Below are 19622 nucleotides of genomic sequence, written 5' to 3' on the forward strand. Positions count from 1 at the left end.
TGTTATACCTTTATTTTCACCCGCAGGCTTAATCATTCATCAAATAAATAATAAAGCTACGAAAGGAATTTAATTATGATAAATAAAATCATCGAAGGGTATTTACCGCAGCTCACGGCCATTCGGCACGATATTCATCAACACCCTGAATTGGGTTTCGAAGAGTTTCGCACCAGCGATCTGGTGGCGGATTATCTGAGTTCGTGGGGCTATGAGGTACACCGTGGGCTGGCGGGCACCGGCGTGGTGGGCACGCTGCGGGTGGGCGACGGCGTTAAGCGCCTTGGGCTGCGTGCCGATATGGACGCTCTGCCGATCGAAGAGAACAACGGCAAGCCCTGGAGCAGCAGCGTGGCCAACCGCATGCACGCCTGCGGCCATGATGGTCACACCACTATGTTGCTCGGTGCCGCCCGCTATCTGGCGCAAACGCGCAACTTCAACGGCACGCTGCACCTGATTTTCCAACCGGCGGAAGAGATGCTGAACGGCGGCGCGCGCATGGTGGAACAGGGGCTGTTCGAGCGCTTCCCCTGCGACGCCATCTTCGCCATGCACAACATGCCGGGGATGCCGCTCGGCGAGTTCTTCTTCCAACACGGTCCGTTTATGGCCTCGATGGATCAGTTCAACGTGCGGGTGCAGGGGCGTGGCGGCCACGGCGCCATCCCGCAGCTGGCGGTCGATCCCGTGCTGGTGGCCTCGCATATCACTGTCGCCCTACAGAGCATCGTTTCGCGTAATATCGATCCGCTGGAGGCGGCCGTGATCACCGTCGGCAGCATCAAGGCCGGTGAGGCGGCCAACGTGATCCCGGACAGCGCGGAAATGAAGCTCAGCGTACGCTCTCTGGATCGTCAGGCGCGCGCAATCCTGCTGGCACGCATTCCGGCGCTGATCGAGGCGCAGGCGGCAAGCTTCGGTGCCCACGCGGTGGTGGAGCACGTTAACGGTACGCCGGTGTTGGTCAACGACGAAGCGATGACCCGCTTTGCCCACCGTGTGGCGGAGCAGCAGTTCGGCGCCGCCCGCGCGCACTACGGTGCCCGGCCGCTGATGGGCAGCGAAGATTTCTCCTTCATGCTCGATGCACATCCGCAGGGCTGCTACCTGATCGTTGGCAACGGCGATGGCGAAGGCAGCTGCATGGTGCATAACCCGGGATATGACTTCAATGACGGCTGTCTGGCGGCCGGCAGCCAGTATTGGGGAGCGTTGGCGGAAGCGTATTTAAAATAAACGCGAAAAATAATAACAGGGAAGATAATGATGAGTGAAAATACGGCTGAAACCCAAACGGAAATAATATCGGCCCCGAAGGTCGGTGGCAAAAAGGTCATATTCGCCGCCTCCTTCGGTAATGCGCTGGAGTTTTTCGATTTCGGTATTTATAACTTCTTCGTTATTTATATCAGCGTATTGTTTTTTCCCCCGTCTAGCGATCCGCATCTGGCGTTGCTGTTGGCGTTTGCCACGTTCGGCGTCAGCTTTTTCATGCGGCCGCTGGGCGGCATTCTGATTGGCGCCTATGCCGATCGCTGTGGCCGCAAGCCGGCGATGATCCTGACGATTTCCTTGATGAGCCTGGGCACGGCGATGATCGGCTTTGCGCCGACCTACGCCAGCGCCGGCTATTGGGGAACCGCCACGCTGGTGGCCGCGCGTCTGATCCAGGGCGTAGCGGCGGGCGGCGAGGTGGGGGCGTCGATGTCGTTGCTGGTGGAGTCGGCGCCGCCCAATCGGCGCGGTTTCTATTCCAGCTGGTCACTGGCGACGCAGGGCATCGCCACCGTGGTTGGCGGCGTCACCGCGCTGGCGCTCAGTGCGGCCTTGCCGGTGCTTTCCGGCGAACCGAACGCCATGGCCGAGTGGGGATGGCGCATTCCATTCTTTATCGGCGTGGCGCTGGCGCCGCTCGGTTGCTGGCTGCGTCTCGGGCTGGAAAGCGATCGGCCGTCGGTGGCGCGGGCTCACGAGCCGCCTGCTCAGCTGCGCCAGCACTCGCGGGCGGTAGTGCTCGGTGTGATGCTGACCATCGGCGCTACCGTCGCCACTTACATCTCGATGTATTATCTCGGCACCTACGCGGTGAAATACCTGGGAATGGCGCAGGCCTACGGTTATGCCGCGATGCTATTGGCGGGGCTCATCACCTTCGGCGGCAGTCTGCTGGTCGGGCACTGGTGCGATCGTTACGGCCGTCTGCCGCTGATCCGCGGGTCGCGGATCGCGATTCTGATCGTGGCCCTGCCGGCGTTTTGGTGGCTGAGCGCGGTGCCGCATCCTGCGGTGCTGCTGCTGATCGTCGCGGTGCTGGTCGGGTTGACCACGCTCGGTTCGGTGCCGACCATGCTGATGATTTCGGAGCTGTTCCCGCAGCGCATTCGTGCGCTGGGGTTTGCGTTGGTCTACAGCCTCGGGGTGGCGATCTTCGGCGGCTTCGCCCAGTACATCGCTTCGCAGTCGATCGCGCTGAGCGGTTCGCTGCTGGCGCCCGCCGTCTATCTGATGGTGGCTACGCTGGCTTCGCTGGCGGTGCTGCCATTGCTGCGTGAAACCGGCGGAGAGCCGCTGCGCTAGCCGAAAAAAAACGCCGGCGGTTTTCACCGTCGGCGCTTTGCGTTGCGACCGTTTCAGGCTGGCGTTCAGGCCGCCGGGCGGGCGATCACGCTGCGGGTTTCCATGCGCACTTCGGCGATGGTGACCTGCAAGGTATCGCTCTGGCGGTAAACCACTTCGCCTTTAATCTGCACGGTGCCGGTTTCCTGGCTGCACTGCATCTCGTCACGCACCGCGTGAATGAACGGTGCCGGGATGAAGGCAACCGCGCCGTTGTCCAGCAGGCGTACACGCAGGCCGCCACGGGTCACGTCGATGATCTCGGCGTTGAAGCGGGTATCGGTACCGGCCTTGTCCTGCAGGAAGCGGGCGTACAGCCAGTCGCCGACGTCGCGCTCCGCCATGCGGTTCAGGCGGCGGCGCTCCGCCAGCTGCACCGTGACGTCATCCTGTGGCTTTTCCGCCGGTTGCTGGTTGATGATCGCCTTCAGCAGACGATGGTTGACCATATCGCCGTATTTACGGATCGGCGATGTCCAGGTGGCGTAAGCCTCCAGACCCAGACCGAAGTGTGGCCCCGGCGTAGTGCTGATCTCGGCGAAGGTCTGGAAGCGACGGATGCGGCTGTCGAGGAACTGGGTCGGCTGCGCATCCAGGTGGCGGCGCAGTTCGCAGAAACCGTCGAGGGTCAGCAGCTTCTCGGCTTCGGCTTCCACGCCGTTGGCCTGCAGCACGGTGACCGCTTGTTCAACCAGCGCAGGATCGAAACCGGTGTGCACGTTGTACACGCCGAAGCCCAGGCGATCGCGCAGCACGATGGCGGCGCAGACGTTGGCGGCGATCATGCACTCTTCAACGATGCGGTTGGCGCTGCGGCGCTGCTCGGTAACGATCTCCAGCACGTCGCCTTTTTCACCCAGCACGAAGCGGTAGTCCGGACGATCTTTGAACACCAGCGCATGCTGGTGGCGCCAGGCATTGCGCGCATCGCAAACGCGCTTCAGCAGGGTGATTTGTTGCGCGATGGCGTCGCTCGGCGGTTGCCAGCCGGCAATGCCGTCCAGCCAGTCGGAGACTTCGTCGTACACCAGTTTGGCTTTGGATTCGATCTCGGCGGCGAAGAACTGAATATCGTCGCCTAGCGCGCCGTCGGCGGCGATGGTCACGCGGCAAGCCAGCACCTGGCGGCGCTCGTTAGGGCGCAGCGAGCACAGGTTGTCCGACAGATCGCGCGGCAGCATCGGGATGTTGAAGCCCGGCAGGTAATTGGTGAAGGCGCGCACGCGGGCGATATCGTCCAGCTTGCTGCCTTGTTCGACGTAAGCAGTCGGATCGGCGATGGCGATGGTCAACTGCAGCGAACCGTCACCGTTGTCGGTCACGTACAGCGCATCGTCCATGTCCTCGGTGCTGGCGCTGTCGATGGTGACGAATTCGAGCGCGGTCAGATCTTCACGCACCAGCGCAGCGTCCGGCTCGCTGAGGGCCTGCATCTCCGGCGCCTCTTTTTCCAGGTTGTGACGCGCCAGCGTCACCCACCACGGGGCGAAATGGTCTTCGCCTTCGGTGATAAAGTGGGTCAGGTCGGCGTTGAAGCCGCGATCGCCTTTCAGCGGATGGCGGCGCATTTCCGCCACCGCCCAGTCGCCGGCCTGGAAGTTGTGGGTCAGTTCACGCACCGGGCGGCACGGAATCGCATCTTTCAGCAACGGATGATCGGGCACGATGGACAGGCGATCGTCGCGCTTTTGCACGCGGCCGACAAAGCGCGACAGGAACGGCTCGACCAGGGTTTCCGGCTCGGCGATTTCGCGCTCTTTCTCGGTGTGCAGGGTGGCGATAATGCGATCCCCGTGCATGACTTTCTTCATGTACGGCGGTGGAATGAAGTAGCTTTTTTGACCGTCTACTTCAAGAAAGCCAAAGCCTTTCTCGGTCCCTTTCACGACGCCTTCAACGCGCGGGGTCTGAGAGTGAAGTTGCTGTTTAAGCTGCGCCAGCAGCGGGTTATCTTGAAACATATCGTCCAGTGAATGGGTTGTGAGTGGCAAGATTTGCGGCTGACAGTTTTACGCGAATCACCCGCTGCGAGCAAGCCTAACGTCACGGAACCCCGCGTTGCCGCGCGATTTTGCGCAAGAATGGTCAATCGAAGGGCGAACGATGAAAAACCCCGGCGCGCAGGCCGGGGTGAAGGGCGTGGGACAATCAGTCCCGCAGCGGCGTCGGCTGCAGGATTTCAATCCAGTAATCGTCCGGATCGCGAATGAACGCCACGTAGTTCATGCGGCCTTCATGCAGGCGTTTCTGGAAGGTGACGCCCAGGCGCTCAAACCGCTCGCAGGCGGCGTGCACGTCCGGCACCGTGACGCACAGGTGGCCAAAGCCGCGCGGTTCGCTGTTGCCGTTGTGGTAGTGGAAATCCGCCTGATTTTCGGTGCCGTGGTTATGGGTCAGCTCGAGAATACCCGGCTGGCTCAGCGCCCAGCGTTTGCGTTCGTCGTCATCCTGCGGGATCTGCTCGCGCGGGCTGCGCGTCAGGTAGCAGATGGTGAAAGCGGCTTCTTTGAACTCTTCCAGATAGACCGGGGTAAAGCCCAGCACGCGCGTATAGAAATCCAGCGCTTTGGCCAGATCCTTCACGCGGATCATGGTGTGGTTGAACACGTAACCGTCGGTAACCGCGTCCGGTTGGGCCGCCACGCCGGGCAGCGTCAGTAAATCATTCAGTGGCATCAGTGATCCTCCTCAGGGTGTCGGCAGACTGTAGGTGAAATCGATGCTAATCTAAAGTAATTGTTTTTAACTAAAACACTAACTAAAAGTGAATGATAGATGAAGCTGAGCCAGCTGAAGTATTTCTGCACCGTGGTGGAACACAAAACCATCGCCGCCGCCGCCCGCGAGCTGCACTGCGTGCCTTCCAACGTCACGCTGCGGCTGCGCGAACTAGAGGAGTCGCTGGGCGGCGAGCTGTTTTTCCGCGACAAGAACCGGCTGTACGTCAATCCCAAAGGGCGGCTGTTCTACCAGCAGGCGCGCGACATCGTGGCGCAGGCGGAGCGCAGCAAGCAGCTGTTCGCCGGCGAGCATCAGCATGGGCTGCTGAACCTCGGGGCGCTGGATTTCTCGCTGGTCAGCCATTTACCGGCGCGTATTGCCCGGCTACGCCGTTTACAGCCTCATCTGCACATCAACGTACTGAGCCGCGACTCGCTGGTGCTGGAACGCATGCTGATCGACAGCGATCTCGACCTGGCGATCACCGACGGCCCGATTGAGCATCCGTTACTGGCCAGCCAAAAGGCATTCGATGAACGGCTGGTATTGCTGATGCCGGCCGATGTCGGGGAACCCGACGCCGCCACGCTGGTGCCGCTGGAGTTTTACACGTTCAGCCGCGAATGTTCGTTTCGCCTGAAGGTGGATCACTGGCTGGCCTCGCGCGGGCTGAAACCGCGCATGACGCTGGAAATGGAGTCTTATGCCGCGATGGCGGCCTGCGTGCAGGCCGGTTGCGGCGTGGCCTGCGTGCCCGGTTCGTTGCTGCCGCTGATCTTGCCGGCACCAGGGTTGAAGGTGGTGGAAATGGGTGAGGAGGGCGTGAGCGATCTGTACTTCGTCTGGCGACGGCATCAGCTGTCCGACGAGTTGCAGACTATCCTGGAAATATTGGCGCGCCCGGCGTGAACCGGGCGCGCATGTTCAGGCAATACGCAGCGAGGGTTGCTGCTCGCTGCGGCGAATCACCACCGGGATCGACTTCGAGGTCGGGGTGCCGGTACCGTCGCCGAAGCTGGCCAGCGGCACCAGCGGGTTGGTTTCCGGATAGTAGGCCGCCAGGTTGCCACGCGGAATGTCGTAACTCACCAGCTTGAACCCGTCCACTTTACGCACCACGCCATCGTTCCACAGGGTTTCTATCTCTACCCGTTCGCCATCCTGTAGGCCCAGTGCCGCCAGATCCTCCGGATGGATGAACAACACTTCGCGCTGGCCGTAAACGCCGCGATAGCGGTCATCCAGACCATAGATGGTGGTGTTGTACTGATCGTGCGAGCGCAGCGTCTGCAGGGTAAACGGCGCTTGCTCGTCGCCCAGCTGCGGGAACAGGGTGGTCGGCAGCGCGGCGGCGCTGAATTCCGCCTTGCCGCTCGGCGTGGCGAAGCGCAGTTCGGCGGCGGCATTGCCCAGGTAGAAACCGCCGGGCTGGTCGCAGCGCCGGTTGAAATCCTCGAAGCCGGGAATGGTGGCGGCGATATGATCGCGGATCAGCGAATAGTCGTCGGCCAGTTCCAGCCAGTCCAGCTGTTGCGTACCCAGCACGGCGTCGGCGATACCGCAGACGATCGCCGTCTCTGAACGTTGAGTATCCGCCAGCGGTTTGCCGATGCCTTCCGAAGCGTGAACCATGCTGAATGAATCCTCGACCGTGATGTACTGCGAGCCGCTGGCCTGCACGTCCAGTTCGGTGCGGCCGAGCGTCGGCAGGATCAGCGCGTCTTTGCCGGTCACCAGGTGGCTGCGGTTAAGCTTGGTGCTGATATGCACCGTCAAATCGCAGTTGCGCAGGGCGCGGGCGGTGCGCTCGGTGTCCGGCGCTGCGGCGGCCAGGTTGCCGCCCAGCGCGATCAGCACTTTCACTTCGCCGCGCAGCATCGCTTCGATCGCTTCCACCGTGTTGTGCCCCACCGCGCGATTGGCGGTGAAGTTAAAGTGGCGTTCCAGGCTGTCGAGCAGTGCCTTCGGCGACTTCTCATCAATCCCCATGGTGCGGTTACCCTGGACGTTGCTGTGGCCGCGCACCGGGCACAGACCGGCGCCCGGTTTGCCCAGTTGCCCGAACAGCAGCTGCAGGTTGGTGATTTCACGCACCGTCGCAATAGAGTGTTTATGCTGAGTCACGCCCATCGCCCAGGTGCAGATCACCCGTTCGGCACCCTGGTAGGTGGCCGCCGCCTGGCGCAATTGCGCTTCGCTCAGGCCCGATTGCGCGGTAATGGTCTGCCACTCGGTCGCGTCCACCTGCGCCAGGTAAGCCTCCACGCCGACGCTGTGCTGTTCGATAAATGCCAGGTCGAACAGGGCGGGTTCACCGGCGGCCATACGCTGGCGGTGAGTTTCCAGCAGCGCTTTCACCATGCCGCGCACCGCTGCCATATCGCCGCCCAGATTTGGCTGGTAATAGGAAGAGCTGATCGGCGAGGATTTTGGCGTCAGCATCTGTACCGGATCCTGCGGATCGGCGAACCTTTCCAGCCCACGTTCGCGCAGGGTGTTGAAACTGACGATACGCGCGCCGCGTCGGGCGGCGTTTTTCAGGCTGTGCAACATGCGCGGGTGGTTGGTGCCGGGGTTTTGACCGAACACGAAGATAGCGTCGGCCTTTTCGAAGTCATCGATGCGGATGGTGCCTTTGCCAACGCCGATGCTCTGCTTCAGCCCGACGCCGCTCGCTTCGTGACACATGTTGGAGCAGTCGGGGAAATTGCTGGTGCCGAGCATGCGGCCGAACAGCTGATAAAGGTACGACGCTTCGTTGCTGGCGCGGCCCGAGGTATACAGCTCGATCTGGTTCGGGTTGTCCATACCGTTGATGTGCTTGGCGATCAGCGCCAGCGCGTCCGGCCAATGGATAGGCTCATAGTGGTCGGTTTCGGCGTTGTAGCGCATCGGATGGGTGAGGCGACCCTGGTATTCGAGGAAATAGTCGCTCTGCTGCTGCAGGGTGCTGACGCTGTGGGCGGCGAAGAACTCAGGCTCCACGGCGCTGCGCGTCGCTTCCCAACTGACCGCTTTGGCGCCGTTTTCGCAGAAGCTGAAGGTGCTGTGGTTGTCGTCGCCCCAGGCGCAACCGGGGCAGTCGAAGCCGCGTGCCTTGTTGACGCGCATCAGGTTGCGCATGTTTTTTAGCGTTTGTTTACTGTCGAGGACAAAGCGGGTGGTGGCTTCAAGCGAACCCCAGCCGCCCGCTGGGCCGGTATAAGGCTTGATTGACGGTTTGAATTTCATGGTGACACTTCGCAGGTGGTTGTAGCTAAAAAGTAAACGCTTTTTTATGCGTCTTGCGTATTTATGTCACAAGTTTAGGGGCGTGGCAGGCAGGCGTCTAATCGAATGGGGCAATGGCGGCATAGAGCGTATCTATCGCAGGCGGACGCTGACCTAAACAAATGGTTGCATAAAGACACCCGCTGCAAAAGAGTAATGGTTTCGTCTGAAAGTGAATTCATGCAGTCTATCTCGCGGATTATATTGGCATTTTATTCAGCCTGCGGGCCTGAGGAACACAGCGTGAAGCGTTCAGTATCAGTGGTGATCGGCGGTATATTACTGCCTTTAGCGGCGCAGGCGGCGGAAACGACGCCCCATTTTCCCACCATGACCCCACCGGCGATAGACGCCGCCTCTTACGTTTTGATGGATTACACCACCGGCCAGGTACTGGCGGCCGGCAATGCCGACGAACGGCGCAACCCGGCCAGCTTGACCAAACTCATGACCGGGTTGGTGATCGACCACGCGCTCGATCAGCACAAGATTGGCCTCGACGATGTCGTCACCGTGGGGAAAGACGCCTGGGCGCAGGGCAACCCGGTGTTCAAAGGCTCTTCGTTGATGTTCCTGAAGCCTGGTGACAGGGTCACGGTTCGCGATCTCAGCCGCGGTATCATCATCGATTCCGGTAACGACGCCTGCGTGGCGATGGCGGACTATGTGGCGGGCAGCCAGGCCAACTTCGTCAAGCTGATGAACGAGAAGAGCGCGCAGCTGGGCCTGCAGAACACCCATTTCGAAACGGTACACGGGCTGGATGCACCGGGGCAATTCACCACCGCCGGCGATCTGGCGGTGATTGCGCGCGCCATCATCATGAGTGAGCCGGCGGAATACCACATGTACAGCGAGAAATCGCTGACCTGGAACGGTATCACGCAGCAGAACCGCAACGGCCTGCTGTGGGATAAGACGCTGCACGTCGATGGGTTGAAAACTGGGCACACCGCCTCTGCCGGCTTCAACATCATCGCCTCCGCCACCGAAGGGGATCGCCGCCTGATTGCCGTGGTGATGGGCGGCAAAAGTTCCAAAGGCCGCGAGGAACAGGCGCGCAAGCTGCTGAGCTGGGGGCTGCGCGACTTTACCACGGTACACCTGTTCAGCGCCGGCCAGAGCCTGGGGGAAGAGCCAGTCTGGTACGGCGAGAATCACCGGTTACCGGTCGGCAGCGTGCAAGAGCAGTCGCTCAGCCTGCCAAAAAACGAAGCGGACAAGCTGAAGGCGCAGTACGTGATCAATACCGCGCGGCTGGAAGCGCCGATTGGTAAAGGGCAAACCGTCGGCGAGATCCGCATCAGCGACAATGGCCAGGTAGTGAAAACCCTACCGCTGGTGGCGCTGCAGGCGGTACCGCAGGGCGGCGTGTTCTCGCGCCTGGTGGATTACGTGAAGCTGAGGCTCTGACTCGTCGGGCGGGCGGCGGCCCCCGGTGGTATACTGGTGCGAATGCCGATCATTGAGCTGCGCTATGGATATTAAACAACTGATTTATTTGTGCAATCTGGAACGAGAGCGCCACTTCGGCCGGGCGGCGGAGGCCAGCTTCGTCAGCCAGCCGACGCTATCCATGCGATTGAAAAATCTGGAAAAAGAGCTGGGCGTTTCGCTGATTAACCGCGGCAACCATTTCGGCGGTTTTACCGCCGAAGGCGAGCGGGTGTTGGCGTGGGCGCGTGAGATCGTCTCGGTTTATCAGGGGCTGAAGCTGGAAGTGGAGTCGCTCAAGCACGGTTTGCACGGCACGCTGCGCCTCGGCGTGGTGCCGCAGTGCAGTATCTCGGTATCGGAAATGCTCAAGGCGGTCAGCGAACGTTACCCGCATCTCGATTACCGGCTGGCGGTGCTGAGCGCTGATCAGCTGCTGGAGGCGCTGACGGCGCACACCGTCGACATCGGCATCGGCTTTTTCGAGCTGTCGACCTTGAAGGAGCTGCATTTCCAATCGCAACCGCTGGTGGAAACCGGCGTCGAGCTGGTATTTCATCCGCAACATTTCCCGAAGCTGGTGGGCGATACGCCGTTGCCGCTGGAGGCGGTGGCCGCCTTGCCGTTGTGTCTCGCCGAGCCGACGCGTTATTTCCGCCGCTATCTCGATCAACACTTTCGCGACGCCGGGTTGACGCTGCACACGCGGCTTGAGACCGCGTCGATCTTCCAACTGCTCGAAGGTATTTTCGTCGGTTTGGGCTGCGGACTGTTCCCGCGCGGCCAGCTGCAATCGCCGTTGATGCCGGCGTTGCAGCGGCGTCCGGTGGCCATCGGCGCTATGCCGCGTCATGCGGCGGTGGTCGTCGATATGGCGGAGCGCGCTACGCCGTTGGCGCAAAAGTTCTTCGATGCCGCCAGCGAGTGGCTGCGTCAGCAGAATGTCTAAAACGCGCCGTATTGCGGCCGGTAATAAGGCCGCATAGCGGTATTCAGTCGGCGGTGATGGAAGATGTTGCATCGCCCAACGTTTGGCGCAGGCGATTTTCCCAGGCGTAGAGTGCGGCGGTGAGGATCACTTCCAGCGCCTGCGCCTGATTCAGACCGCTGTTGAACAACGGCTGCACGCTCTGCGGGGTAAATTTCTCCGGTGCGCGCGTCAGCTCGGCGGCGGTGTGGATCACCGCGCGTTTGACCGTATCCTCGGTAGAGGCCAATCCCTGAGGCAGCCCGGTGAACAGCGCCTGTACCAATCCGTCATCCTGCATTTCATGCGCCACCGTGGCCGCGCAGTAACGGCTGCCGTTGATGCGCGAGACCACCAGCGTCGCCAGCGCCTTCAGGCGGCTCGATAACCCATACCCTTCGGCATTGATGCCATTGAACACGCCGTTGCGTTCGCGCAGTGCGGCGGCATCGTGCGCTAACAGCAGATAATAAGATTCGGCGCGCGCCTGCGGGTGGCTCTGATCCAACACGTCAAGCTGTTCGGCGGCGGCGGTTTCCGTGTCGATCGGCGACAGCCGCGCAGTCCAGCTCAATTCTTCGGTACTGAAAGCGACGCCATCGGCGTCTTCGACATTCGGGAAGCCGGGCACCACTACCGCCGGTCGGCCGGCTAACGCCGCGATGCCAGCTACCACACGCGCCTGATAGCTGACAAAACCGATGATTTGCGAAAAGGTGACGATATCCGCAGGGCTCAGCCCGACGTCGACAAGCTGTTGCAGCGCCTTGCGGCAAATCAGCGTGGGTTGGCTGGCAAGCTGGCGGGCATATTGGGTGATCTGGGCGAGCCGGATATTGCTTTCCCGGGAGGCGTCCGGGCTGTGCAGCGGGGCGAGGCGGGCGGCATAGTGGCTACAGAGGGACTGCACGCCGGTCACCTGAGCGACGGTCAGTGCGGTGCTGAGGCGATCGTAGGGTGACAATGTCACGTATCGTGATAGCGACACCTGGTCGGGAAACAGGGCGTGGTAACCGGCCAGTGAGGCGTTGAATACCCCGGCGCGGGCACCGAGCGCGCTGTTTAACGCTTCATCGGCGAAGGCACCCAGCCCCAGCAGAAAACGATCGCGCAGGGTAGCCGCCTGCGGCTCCAACGGCGTATCGCCCCGCACGCTGCTTTGGGTTTCGTGATACCACTGGGCATTATGTTGTCGACGGAGTCGTTCCATAGGGTCAATCCTTAATCATGATCAACAGCCACCGCTGCGTACGGCAGCGGTGGCTGGACAAAGAGGCAACATGCCCGCAGGCGGGGCGAAAGGCGGATTTAGCGCAGCTCATCGCAGTACAGCGCGTGGCCGTAAACAGAGAAACCGGTGGCCAGCGTGAGCAGAAACTGCGCGAGGCGGCGATGGCGAAGGCTGTTCATCAGTGCGATATCCTGTCGTATGAGAGGCTCAACGTAGGGGATATCCTCACCGATCGCCCTGGCGAGATAAAATAATGTTACGGACTAATCAATAACTGAAAGGAATAAAATATAAGGATATATAACAAGAATGTAATTTGTATGTGCATTTTCTCGCTAAGCGACCGAGGCGCGCAGCAATAAAAAACCCGCCGCAGCGGGTTTGTTGCAGGCCAGGACGGGGCTCAGAAACGGCCGCCGTCGCGTCGCCAGGCGTCGGCGGTCAGCGCCTCGCCGAAGTGGCTGGCGATAAGACGCTTGGTCAATTCGTGCAGCGGCGCCGCCAACACCTCGGCGGTGCTGCCGCGTTCGACGATTTCCCCTTCGTGCATCACCAGCACCTGGTCGCTGATATGCTTCATCATGCCGAGGTGCTGGGTGACGTAGATATAGGAAATGCCGTGTTTTTCCTGCAGTTCCAGCATCAGGTTGATGATTTGCGAGCGCATCGACATGTCCAGCGAGGCCAGCGCCTCATCGGCGACGATCACCTTCGGCTGCAGGATCAGCGCACGGGCCAGCGCGACGCGCTGTTTTTGCCCGGAAGCCAGCATGTGCGGATAGTAGTAAGCGTGATCCGGCAGCATGCCGACCTGGCGCAGCGTTTGGTTGATACGCTGCTCGCGCTCGGCGGGTTCCAGATCGGTGTTCAACCGCAGCGGCGCATCCAGCAGCTGGCCGATGCGCTGACGCGGGTTGAGCGAGGTGCTCGGATCCTGAAAAATCATGCGAATGCGCTGGCTGCGGTAGCGATAATCACCGAACGCCAGCGGATGATCGTCGATCAGCAGTTCGCCGGCGGTCGGTTCCACCATGCCGGAGAGCATTTTCGCCAACGTGGATTTGCCAGAGCCGTTCTCACCGATCACCGCCAGCGTCTGACCTTCACGCAGGGTAAAGCTGACGGATTTCACCGCCTCGACGTGCTGACGGCGGAACAGCCCGGTGCGGTAGCGGTAGGTTTTGCTCAGGTTGCGCACTTCCAACAGCGTTTCCATGTTATTGCTCCTCCATGTTCAGCGGGAAGTGGCAGGCGAAGAAGTGGTTTTTGACCGGGCGCAGGCGCGGCGTTTCGATGCACTTCTTCTGCGCGTAAGGGCAGCGCGGCCCCAGGCGGCAGCCGATCGGCAGGTGTTCCAGCGAAGGAATGGCGCCCGGTAGCGTGTTCAACCGGCTTTTGTGCGGCAGCGAGCGGCCGAAGTCCGGCATGGCGCGGATCAGCGCCTGGGTATAAGGGTGGTGCGGCGCCGCCAGCAGCTCTTCGCACTGGGCGCTCTCCACCGTTTGCCCGCAGTACAAGACGTTCACCCGGTCGGCCCACTTGCTCATCATCTGCAGGTCGTGACTGATCAGCAGAATGGTGGTGTTGTTGTTCTGATTGAGACGCGCCAACAGGCGGAAAATCTGCGCCTGGGTGGTCGGCTCCATGGCGTTGGTCGGCTCATCGGCGATCAGCAGGCGCGGCTGGTTGGCCAGCGCGATGGCGATCATCACTTTCTGGCACTCGCCCTCGGTCAGCTCGTACGGGAAGCTGCCCATGATGTCGTCGTGATCCTTGATGCCGACGCGGTGCAGCAGTTCGATGGCGCGGCGTTTGCGCCAGTTGAAGCGTTGCCACCAGCGGCCCTTGTAGGTCCAGCCCGGTATGGCCTGCGCCAGCTGGCGGCCGATGCTTTCGGAAGGATCGAGACAGGACTGCGGCTCCTGGAAGATCATCGAGACGTTGTGGCCCACCAGCCTGCGCCGCTCGCGCGGACTTAGCTGCAGCAGGTCGATGTCGTCGAAGCGAAAGCGATCGGCGGTAACGCGCCAGTTGTCTTTGGTCACGCCGCAGATGGCCTTGGCGATCAGGCTCTTGCCGGAGCCCGATTCACCCACCAGGCCGCGCACCTCGCCCTCGGTCAGCGTCATGCTGACGCGATCGACCGCCTTGACCGGCCCTTCGGCGGTCATAAATTCAATCGTCAGATTGCGGATATCGAGTAACGGCATTATTCCACCCCGGCATTGATTGCGCGGCGCATACCGTCGCCTAACAGGTTAACCAGCAGCACGCTGACGAGAATGGCCGCGCCGGGCAGCATCACCGTCCAGGGCGCAACATACACCAGCTCGAGCGAATCGCCGAGCATCGCTCCCCATTCCGGCGAAGGCAGCTGCGCGCCGAGATCGAGGAAGCCGAGTGCGGCGATATCCAAAATGGCCATCGACAGCGCGCGGGTGAACTCGGTCACCAACACCGCCGCGATGTTCGGCATGACCGCGTACCACAAGATCTGCAGCGTGGAAGCGCCGTCAAGCCGGGCCGCCACCACGTACTCTTTCTCCAGTTCGTCGTGCACCGCGCTGTAGATAGTGCGCACCATGCGCGGCAACAAGGCGAGCCACACCGCCAGCATGGCGTGTTCAAGTTTGGGGCCGATAAACGCCACCACCACGATCGCCAGCAGCAGCGAGGGAATCGACAGCAGGGTATCGAGGATGTGGTTGAGCACCGCAGAGCGCAGCCCGTGGGTGACGCCGGCGAACACGCCGAGGATCACCCCGCAGAACGCCGCGGCCAGCGTCACCGCCAGCGCGGAGCCGAAGGTGGCGGCGGTGCCGGTCAATAGGCGACTAAGGATGTCGCGCCCGAGATCGTCGGTGCCGAGGAAAAACGACACGTTGCCATAGCGCGACCACGACGGCGGCAGCAGCTGATAACCAAGGAACTGCTGATCCAGCGCGTAGGGCGCCAGCAGGCTGCCGAACAGCGACAGTAGCAGCAGGGCGATCACCCCGTAAAAACCGATCATCGCCAGCGCGTCGCCATAGAAAATCCGCCAGGTGTAGCGCAGCGGGCTCGGCATCTTTTTCTCGCGGTATACGTTATCGAAGGGCATACCATTCCTTATGTTTCAGCGGGTTGGTTGCCGCACCCAGAATGTCGGCCAGGACGTTAATGGTGATCACCAGCGTGCCGACCACCATGACGCCGGCGGAAATTGCCGCATAGTCCTGCTGGCGAATGGCGTTGATCAGCCACCGGCCGAGGCCCGGCCAACTGAACACCACTTCGGTGATCATTGCCAGCGTGAGCATGGTGGAGAACTGCAGCCCCAGCTTGGGCACAATTGGCGGCAGCGCATTGTGCAACACGTGGCGGCGAATGATAGTGAAGCGCGACAGGCCGCGGGTAGCGGCGGCCTTGATGTAGTTTTGGCTCAGCACATCGTCGGTGCTGATGCGCATCAGGCGCACCACTTCGGTGGTGGGCGCCACCGCCAGCGCGGCGATCGGCAGGATCATGTGACGCAGGGCGCTGCCGATCATCTCGGCACGATACGGCGAGTCCGACAGCCAGGCGTCGATCAGCGCGAAACCGGTGATAGGCTTCACCTGATACAGCAGATCGAAACGGCCGGAAACCGGCAGCCAGCCGAGATGCAGCGAGAAGAACAGCATCAGCAGCAGCGCCAGCCAGAACACCGGCATTGAAAAGCCCAGCAGCGCGAAGGTGCTGATGGCGGTGTCCTGCCACTTGCCGCGCAGCACGCCGGCGATGATGCCCATCGGAATGCCGATAAACAGCGCCAGGGCGAACGCCAGCAGGCACAGTTCCATGGTGGCCGGGAATACTTCGCGCAGCTGTTCGCTGATCGCCTGGCCGTTGATGCTGGAGACGCCGAAGTCCCAATGGAGCAGGCTGACGAAGTAGAACTGATAGGCGTCCAGCAGGGCGGCGCCGTTCAGCGGCGCGCGCGGCGTGAAATAGCTCAGGCTGAAGCTGACCAGCGTCAGGAAGAACAGCGTGATCAACAACAGCAGAATGCGGCGCAGGGTAAAGATAATCACTTGTTCACCTCCGGCGCGGATTCACGGTACACCCCGGCGAACGAGGCGTTGCCGAACGGGCTCAGCACCAATCCCTTGATGTCGTAGCGGTAGGCCTGCAGACGCAAAGAAGAGGCCAGCGGCAGCACCGGCAGTTGCTGCTCGAGGATTTTCTGCGCCTTGCGGTAGTTGTCGATGCGCTGAGACAGCTGCTGCGACAACAGCGCGTTCTGCAGCACCTCGTCGAAGCCTGGGTCACACCAGTGAGCATAGTTGGTTTGCGAACGGATTGCCGCGCAGCTCAGCAGCGGCCGGAAGAAGCTGTCCGGGTCGTTGCTGTCGGTGGCCCAGCCGGTCAGGGTCAGATCGTGGTTCATTTCCATCAGGCGCGCCTCTTGGAAACGGCCTTCTACCGGCACGATGGTGACGTTGATGCCCACCTGGCCGAGATCGGCCTGGATCAGCTCGGCGGTTTTCAGCGGGCTCGGGTTGTAAGACTGCGAGGCGGTCGGCACCCACAGCTTCAGGTTCAGCTGGCCGACGCCGGCCTGCCGCAGCATCTCGCGCGATTTGGCCGGATCGTACTCGGTGACGTGCGCGTCGTTGTCATAGGCCCAGGAGGCGCGCGGCAAGATTGAGGCGGCGGTTTCCGCCGTGCCGTAATAGATCGACTGCATCAATCGTTGGTTGTTGATCGCCAGCGAAATCGCCTGGCGCACATTGAGGTTGTCGAGCGGCGGTTTGCGGGTGTTGAACGCCAGATAGGCGATGTTCATCCCCGGACGCAGCGTCAGGCGCAGGCGCGGATCGTCGCGCAGGATCGACAGCTGGCTGGCCGCCGGATAAGCCAGTACGTCGCACTCGCCGGTCAGCAGCTTGGAGAGGCGGCCGGTGCCGCCGGCGCCCAGATCGATCACCACCTGCGGCATGCGCGGCAGGCCTTTCCAGTAGGCGGCGTTGCGCGCCAGGCGAATATATTGCCCCGAGCGGTATTCGTTGAGCAGGAACGGGCCGCTGCCGACCGGCTCGCGGTCGATCAGCTCCTGATGGCCTTGGCGCGTCAGCGTGTCGGCGTATTCGGCGGACAGCACCGGCGCGTAGTGGGTCGCCAGGTGCCACAGGAACGAGGCGTCCGGTGACTGCAGGCGAATCTCCACCGTGTAGTCGTCGAGCTTTCTCACGCTCTGCACCGAATCGCCGAACTGCAGGCTGTCGAAATAGGGGTATTCGCCACCGTTGACGTCGTGATACGGGTGTTTTTGGTCAAATACGCGCGCGAAGCTGAACACCACGTCGTCGGCGTTCATCTTGCGGGTGGGCGTAAACCAGGCGGTGGTCTGGAACGGTACGTCCTTGCGCAGATGGAAGCGGTAGGTGGCGCCGTTGTCCAGCACCTCCCAGCTTTGCGCCAGTTCGGGGATCAGCCGGTAGGTGTACGGGTCGACGTCCAGCAGGCGATCGTACAGCTGGGCGGCCAGGGTATCCACCGTCAGGCCGCTGCTGGCCATTTGCGGGTTGAAGGTATTCAGTATGCCGCTGACGCAATAAACAAAGCCGCTCTGGCGAATGTCCGGCAGCGGCGCCGCGCTGGGCGCGGGCGGTGTTGTCGCGGCCAGGGCAGAGCCCGTCAGGCACAACGACAGTATCCAAAAGGGTAAACCACGCATAGAGGCTCATGGGTTAATCAGCAATAGCGTTAGTGTATCGTACTCTGACCAGCAGCCCAATCCATTGAACAAAATCGCTGAGTTTTCTGCGACTTGATTAATCAGGCTGTTCAGCGGCAAGAAAAAAGTTTTTCATGTTATGTTATAATATAACAAAACCGTGTTACCGTTCCCCGGCAAAGTCACAATAACGCAAGGGGATGTATGAACGAAGTTGCACTTCCACCACGCCGTTCGCTGCCGGACGCTCAGGCATGGCGCGGCGAAATGAGTGATGTCGGGCTCGATTGGGTCGGGATGCAAGGGATCGCGCTGCCGCTGGAACTGGCTGGCAAGCCATTGATGGCGAAGGTCGACGCCGGCATCAACCTGCGCGCCGAAGCGGCGGGCGAACGCGGTATTCACATGTCGCGGCTGTATCTGGCGCTGGACGAATTGACGCAGGGCGAGCTGACGCCGCAGCGCATCGGCCGGACGCTGCAGGCCTTTCTGGATTCGCAGCCAGAACACAGCGATCGCGCCAGCTTGTCGATCGGCGGCGAGCTGTTGCTGTCACGTCCGGCGCTGCTGTCGCCACAGCGTGGCTGGAAGGCTTACCCGCTGCGCATCGAGGCCACCCTGGCAGACACGCTGGCGCTGGCGCTGACCGTCGGCGTGCCTTACTCCTCTACCTGCCCGAGTTCGGCGGCGCTCAGCCGTCAGTTGGCGCAGCAACAGTTTCAGTTTGATTTTGAACAGGCGGCGGAGCGGGTCAGCCAACGCCAGGTGAGCGAGTGGCTGCTGGAGCAAGGTATGCCGGCCACGCCCCACAGCCAACGCAGCTGGGCCTGGATCACCGTGACGCCCGAGAATGAACGGGCGTTCGAACCGGTGAAACTGATTGACCGCATCGAACACGCGCTGGGCACGCCGGTACAAACGCTGGTGAAACGCCGCGACGAACAGGCTTTCGCATTGGCCAACGGTCAGAACCTGATGTTTTGTGAGGACGCGGCGCGCCGTCTGTATGGCATGCTGCGCAGCCAGTGCGACTACCGCGCTTTTTCGCTGCGCGTCGAGCATCAGGAGAGCCTGCATGCCCACAATGCGGTGGCGGAGCTGAGCTGGCGGGGAGAACACCATGCTGCGTAAAAATCCCAGCGGCCATCTGCCGCAGGTCTCGCCGCTGGCCTACATCGATCCCACCGCCATTATTTGCGGCCGGGTGATCGTCGAAGATTTCGTCTACGTCGGGCCGTATGCGGTAATTCGCGCCGACGAGTTGAACGCTGCCGGCGACATGGAACCTATCGTCATCGGCTCGCACTCCAATATTCAGGACGGTGTGGTGATCCATTCCAAGAGCGGGGCGGCGGTCACCATTGGCCGTTACAGCTCTATCGCCCACCGCGCCATCGTTCACGGCCCGTGTCGCATCGACGATCGGGTGTTTATCGGTTTCAACAGCGTGCTGTTCAACTGCCACATCCAGTCCGGCTGCGTGGTGCGTTATAACGCGGTGGTGGATGGCGTGACGCTGCCGGAAAACCGCTATATCCCCTCGACCGAGCGCGTGGGGCCGGACAGTGATTTGTCGCGCTATCGCCAGGTCGACCGCGGCGCGCTGCAGTTTTCGGAAGAAGTGGCCGCCACCAACGTCGAGCTGGTGCGCGGTTACCAGGCATTACGCAATGAATTTTAGT

Annotated in this window: 16 protein-coding genes; 7 read left to right on the forward strand and 9 right to left on the reverse strand. The window is 61.5% G+C overall.

Annotation, left to right across the window (positions count from 1 at the left end; all coding sequences use genetic code 11):
- Positions 1–75: 75 nt before the first annotated feature.
- Both ACJ8HA_RS04710 and ACJ8HA_RS04715 read left to right on the forward strand, forming a co-directional pair.
- Entirely contained in the window at positions 76–1239 is a 1164-nt protein-coding gene (locus ACJ8HA_RS04710; RefSeq protein ID WP_025303015.1) for a M20 aminoacylase family protein, read from the forward strand.
- Between the two features lie 30 nt (positions 1240–1269).
- A complete protein-coding gene (locus ACJ8HA_RS04715) occupies positions 1270–2580 on the forward strand; it encodes an MFS transporter (protein ID WP_043140662.1) in 1311 nt (436 codons plus the stop codon).
- Between the two features lie 65 nt (positions 2581–2645).
- On the opposite strand, the gene ACJ8HA_RS04720 is transcribed toward ACJ8HA_RS04715, so the two are convergent.
- On the reverse strand, positions 2646–4580 hold the full coding sequence (locus tag ACJ8HA_RS04720; RefSeq protein WP_025303013.1) for an exoribonuclease II: 1935 nt from the start codon (positions 4578–4580) through the stop codon (positions 2646–2648).
- A 187-nt stretch (positions 4581–4767) separates the two neighbouring features.
- Positions 4768–5295 (reverse strand): lactoylglutathione lyase, encoded by a 528-nt coding sequence (gene gloA / locus ACJ8HA_RS04725; protein WP_060433164.1) that lies wholly within the window; start codon positions 5293–5295, stop codon positions 4768–4770.
- A gap of 99 nt (positions 5296–5394) precedes the next feature.
- On the opposite strand from gloA, the gene ACJ8HA_RS04730 reads away from it, so the two are divergent.
- Positions 5395–6249, forward strand: a complete 855-nt coding sequence (locus ACJ8HA_RS04730; protein WP_043140670.1) for a LysR family transcriptional regulator — start codon at positions 5395–5397, stop codon at positions 6247–6249.
- 15 nt (positions 6250–6264) lie between these two features.
- Here the strand turns inward: ACJ8HA_RS04730 and ACJ8HA_RS04735 are convergent, their stop codons facing one another.
- Positions 6265–8571, reverse strand: a complete 2307-nt coding sequence (locus ACJ8HA_RS04735) for an FdhF/YdeP family oxidoreductase (protein WP_141998198.1) — start codon at positions 8569–8571, stop codon at positions 6265–6267.
- A gap of 282 nt (positions 8572–8853) precedes the next feature.
- Between ACJ8HA_RS04735 and dacD the strand changes: the two genes are divergently transcribed.
- Positions 8854–10023, forward strand: a complete 1170-nt coding sequence (gene dacD / locus ACJ8HA_RS04740; protein WP_049207451.1) for a serine-type D-Ala-D-Ala carboxypeptidase DacD — start codon at positions 8854–8856, stop codon at positions 10021–10023.
- A gap of 64 nt (positions 10024–10087) precedes the next feature.
- Complete coding sequence (locus ACJ8HA_RS04745; RefSeq protein WP_025303008.1) at positions 10088–10993, forward strand: LysR family transcriptional regulator; 906 nt, start codon at positions 10088–10090, stop codon at positions 10991–10993.
- A 43-nt stretch (positions 10994–11036) separates the two neighbouring features.
- Here the strand turns inward: ACJ8HA_RS04745 and ACJ8HA_RS04750 are convergent, their stop codons facing one another.
- The 6 genes from ACJ8HA_RS04750 to sapA form a co-directional block, all read right to left on the reverse strand.
- Positions 11037–12221 carry a CMD domain-containing protein gene (locus ACJ8HA_RS04750; RefSeq protein ID WP_025303007.1) on the reverse strand — a complete coding sequence of 395 codons (1185 nt, stop codon included), beginning with the start codon at positions 12219–12221 and terminating at the stop codon, positions 11037–11039.
- Between the two features lie 424 nt (positions 12222–12645).
- Positions 12646–13458 (reverse strand): putrescine export ABC transporter ATP-binding protein SapF, encoded by an 813-nt coding sequence (gene sapF / locus ACJ8HA_RS04755; RefSeq protein WP_016927550.1) that lies wholly within the window; start codon positions 13456–13458, stop codon positions 12646–12648.
- A gap of 1 nt (position 13459) precedes the next feature.
- A complete protein-coding gene (gene sapD / locus ACJ8HA_RS04760; RefSeq protein WP_019452674.1) occupies positions 13460–14452 on the reverse strand; it encodes a putrescine export ABC transporter ATP-binding protein SapD in 993 nt (330 codons plus the stop codon).
- Positions 14452–15342 (reverse strand): putrescine export ABC transporter permease SapC, encoded by an 891-nt coding sequence (gene sapC, locus ACJ8HA_RS04765; protein ID WP_004930580.1) that lies wholly within the window; start codon positions 15340–15342, stop codon positions 14452–14454. Before sapC ends, sapD begins: the two co-directional genes overlap by 1 nt.
- Positions 15329–16294 carry a putrescine export ABC transporter permease SapB gene (gene sapB / locus ACJ8HA_RS04770; RefSeq protein ID WP_442515218.1) on the reverse strand — a complete coding sequence of 322 codons (966 nt, stop codon included), beginning with the start codon at positions 16292–16294 and terminating at the stop codon, positions 15329–15331. Before sapB ends, sapC begins: the two co-directional genes overlap by 14 nt.
- Entirely contained in the window at positions 16291–17940 is a 1650-nt protein-coding gene (gene sapA / locus ACJ8HA_RS04775) for an ABC transporter substrate-binding protein SapA (RefSeq protein WP_049207454.1), read from the reverse strand. Before sapA ends, sapB begins: the two co-directional genes overlap by 4 nt.
- Positions 17941–18144: 204 nt before the next feature.
- Here sapA and folE2 point away from each other — a divergent pair, with 204 nt between their 5' ends.
- Positions 18145–19071, forward strand: a complete 927-nt coding sequence (gene folE2 / locus ACJ8HA_RS04780) for a GTP cyclohydrolase FolE2 (RefSeq protein WP_197812540.1) — start codon at positions 18145–18147, stop codon at positions 19069–19071.
- A complete protein-coding gene (locus tag ACJ8HA_RS04785; RefSeq protein WP_025303003.1) occupies positions 19061–19621 on the forward strand; it encodes a carbonate dehydratase in 561 nt (186 codons plus the stop codon). The genes folE2 and ACJ8HA_RS04785 overlap by 11 nt, the downstream gene beginning before the upstream one ends.
- Position 19622 lies beyond the last annotated feature (1 nt).

Origin of the sequence: Serratia sp. CY33802 (assembly GCF_052169095.1) — a bacterium.
Lineage (GTDB): Bacteria > Pseudomonadota > Gammaproteobacteria > Enterobacterales > Enterobacteriaceae > Serratia > Serratia bockelmannii.

Coding starts and splice junctions, on each gene's coding strand:
- ACJ8HA_RS04730 (WP_043140670.1), top strand. CDS start 5,395: ATGAAGCTGAGCCAGCTGAAGTATTTCTGCACCGTGGTGGAACACAAA.
- ACJ8HA_RS04715 (WP_043140662.1), top strand. CDS start 1,270: ATGAGTGAAAATACGGCTGAAACCCAAACGGAAATAATATCGGCCCCG.
- ACJ8HA_RS04735 (WP_141998198.1), bottom strand. CDS start 8,571: ATGAAATTCAAACCGTCAATCAAGCCTTATACCGGCCCAGCGGGCGGC.
- ACJ8HA_RS04720 (WP_025303013.1), bottom strand. CDS start 4,580: ATGTTTCAAGATAACCCGCTGCTGGCGCAGCTTAAACAGCAACTTCAC.
- ACJ8HA_RS04750 (WP_025303007.1), bottom strand. CDS start 12,221: ATGGAACGACTCCGTCGACAACATAATGCCCAGTGGTATCACGAAACC.
- sapA (WP_049207454.1), bottom strand. CDS start 17,940: ATGCGTGGTTTACCCTTTTGGATACTGTCGTTGTGCCTGACGGGCTCT.
- gloA (WP_060433164.1), bottom strand. CDS start 5,295: ATGCCACTGAATGATTTACTGACGCTGCCCGGCGTGGCGGCCCAACCG.
- ACJ8HA_RS04745 (WP_025303008.1), top strand. CDS start 10,088: ATGGATATTAAACAACTGATTTATTTGTGCAATCTGGAACGAGAGCGC.
- ACJ8HA_RS04710 (WP_025303015.1), top strand. CDS start 76: ATGATAAATAAAATCATCGAAGGGTATTTACCGCAGCTCACGGCCATT.
- ACJ8HA_RS04785 (WP_025303003.1), top strand. CDS start 19,061: ATGCTGCGTAAAAATCCCAGCGGCCATCTGCCGCAGGTCTCGCCGCTG.
- sapD (WP_019452674.1), bottom strand. CDS start 14,452: ATGCCGTTACTCGATATCCGCAATCTGACGATTGAATTTATGACCGCC.
- folE2 (WP_197812540.1), top strand. CDS start 18,145: ATGAACGAAGTTGCACTTCCACCACGCCGTTCGCTGCCGGACGCTCAG.
- sapF (WP_016927550.1), bottom strand. CDS start 13,458: ATGGAAACGCTGTTGGAAGTGCGCAACCTGAGCAAAACCTACCGCTAC.
- sapC (WP_004930580.1), bottom strand. CDS start 15,342: ATGCCCTTCGATAACGTATACCGCGAGAAAAAGATGCCGAGCCCGCTG.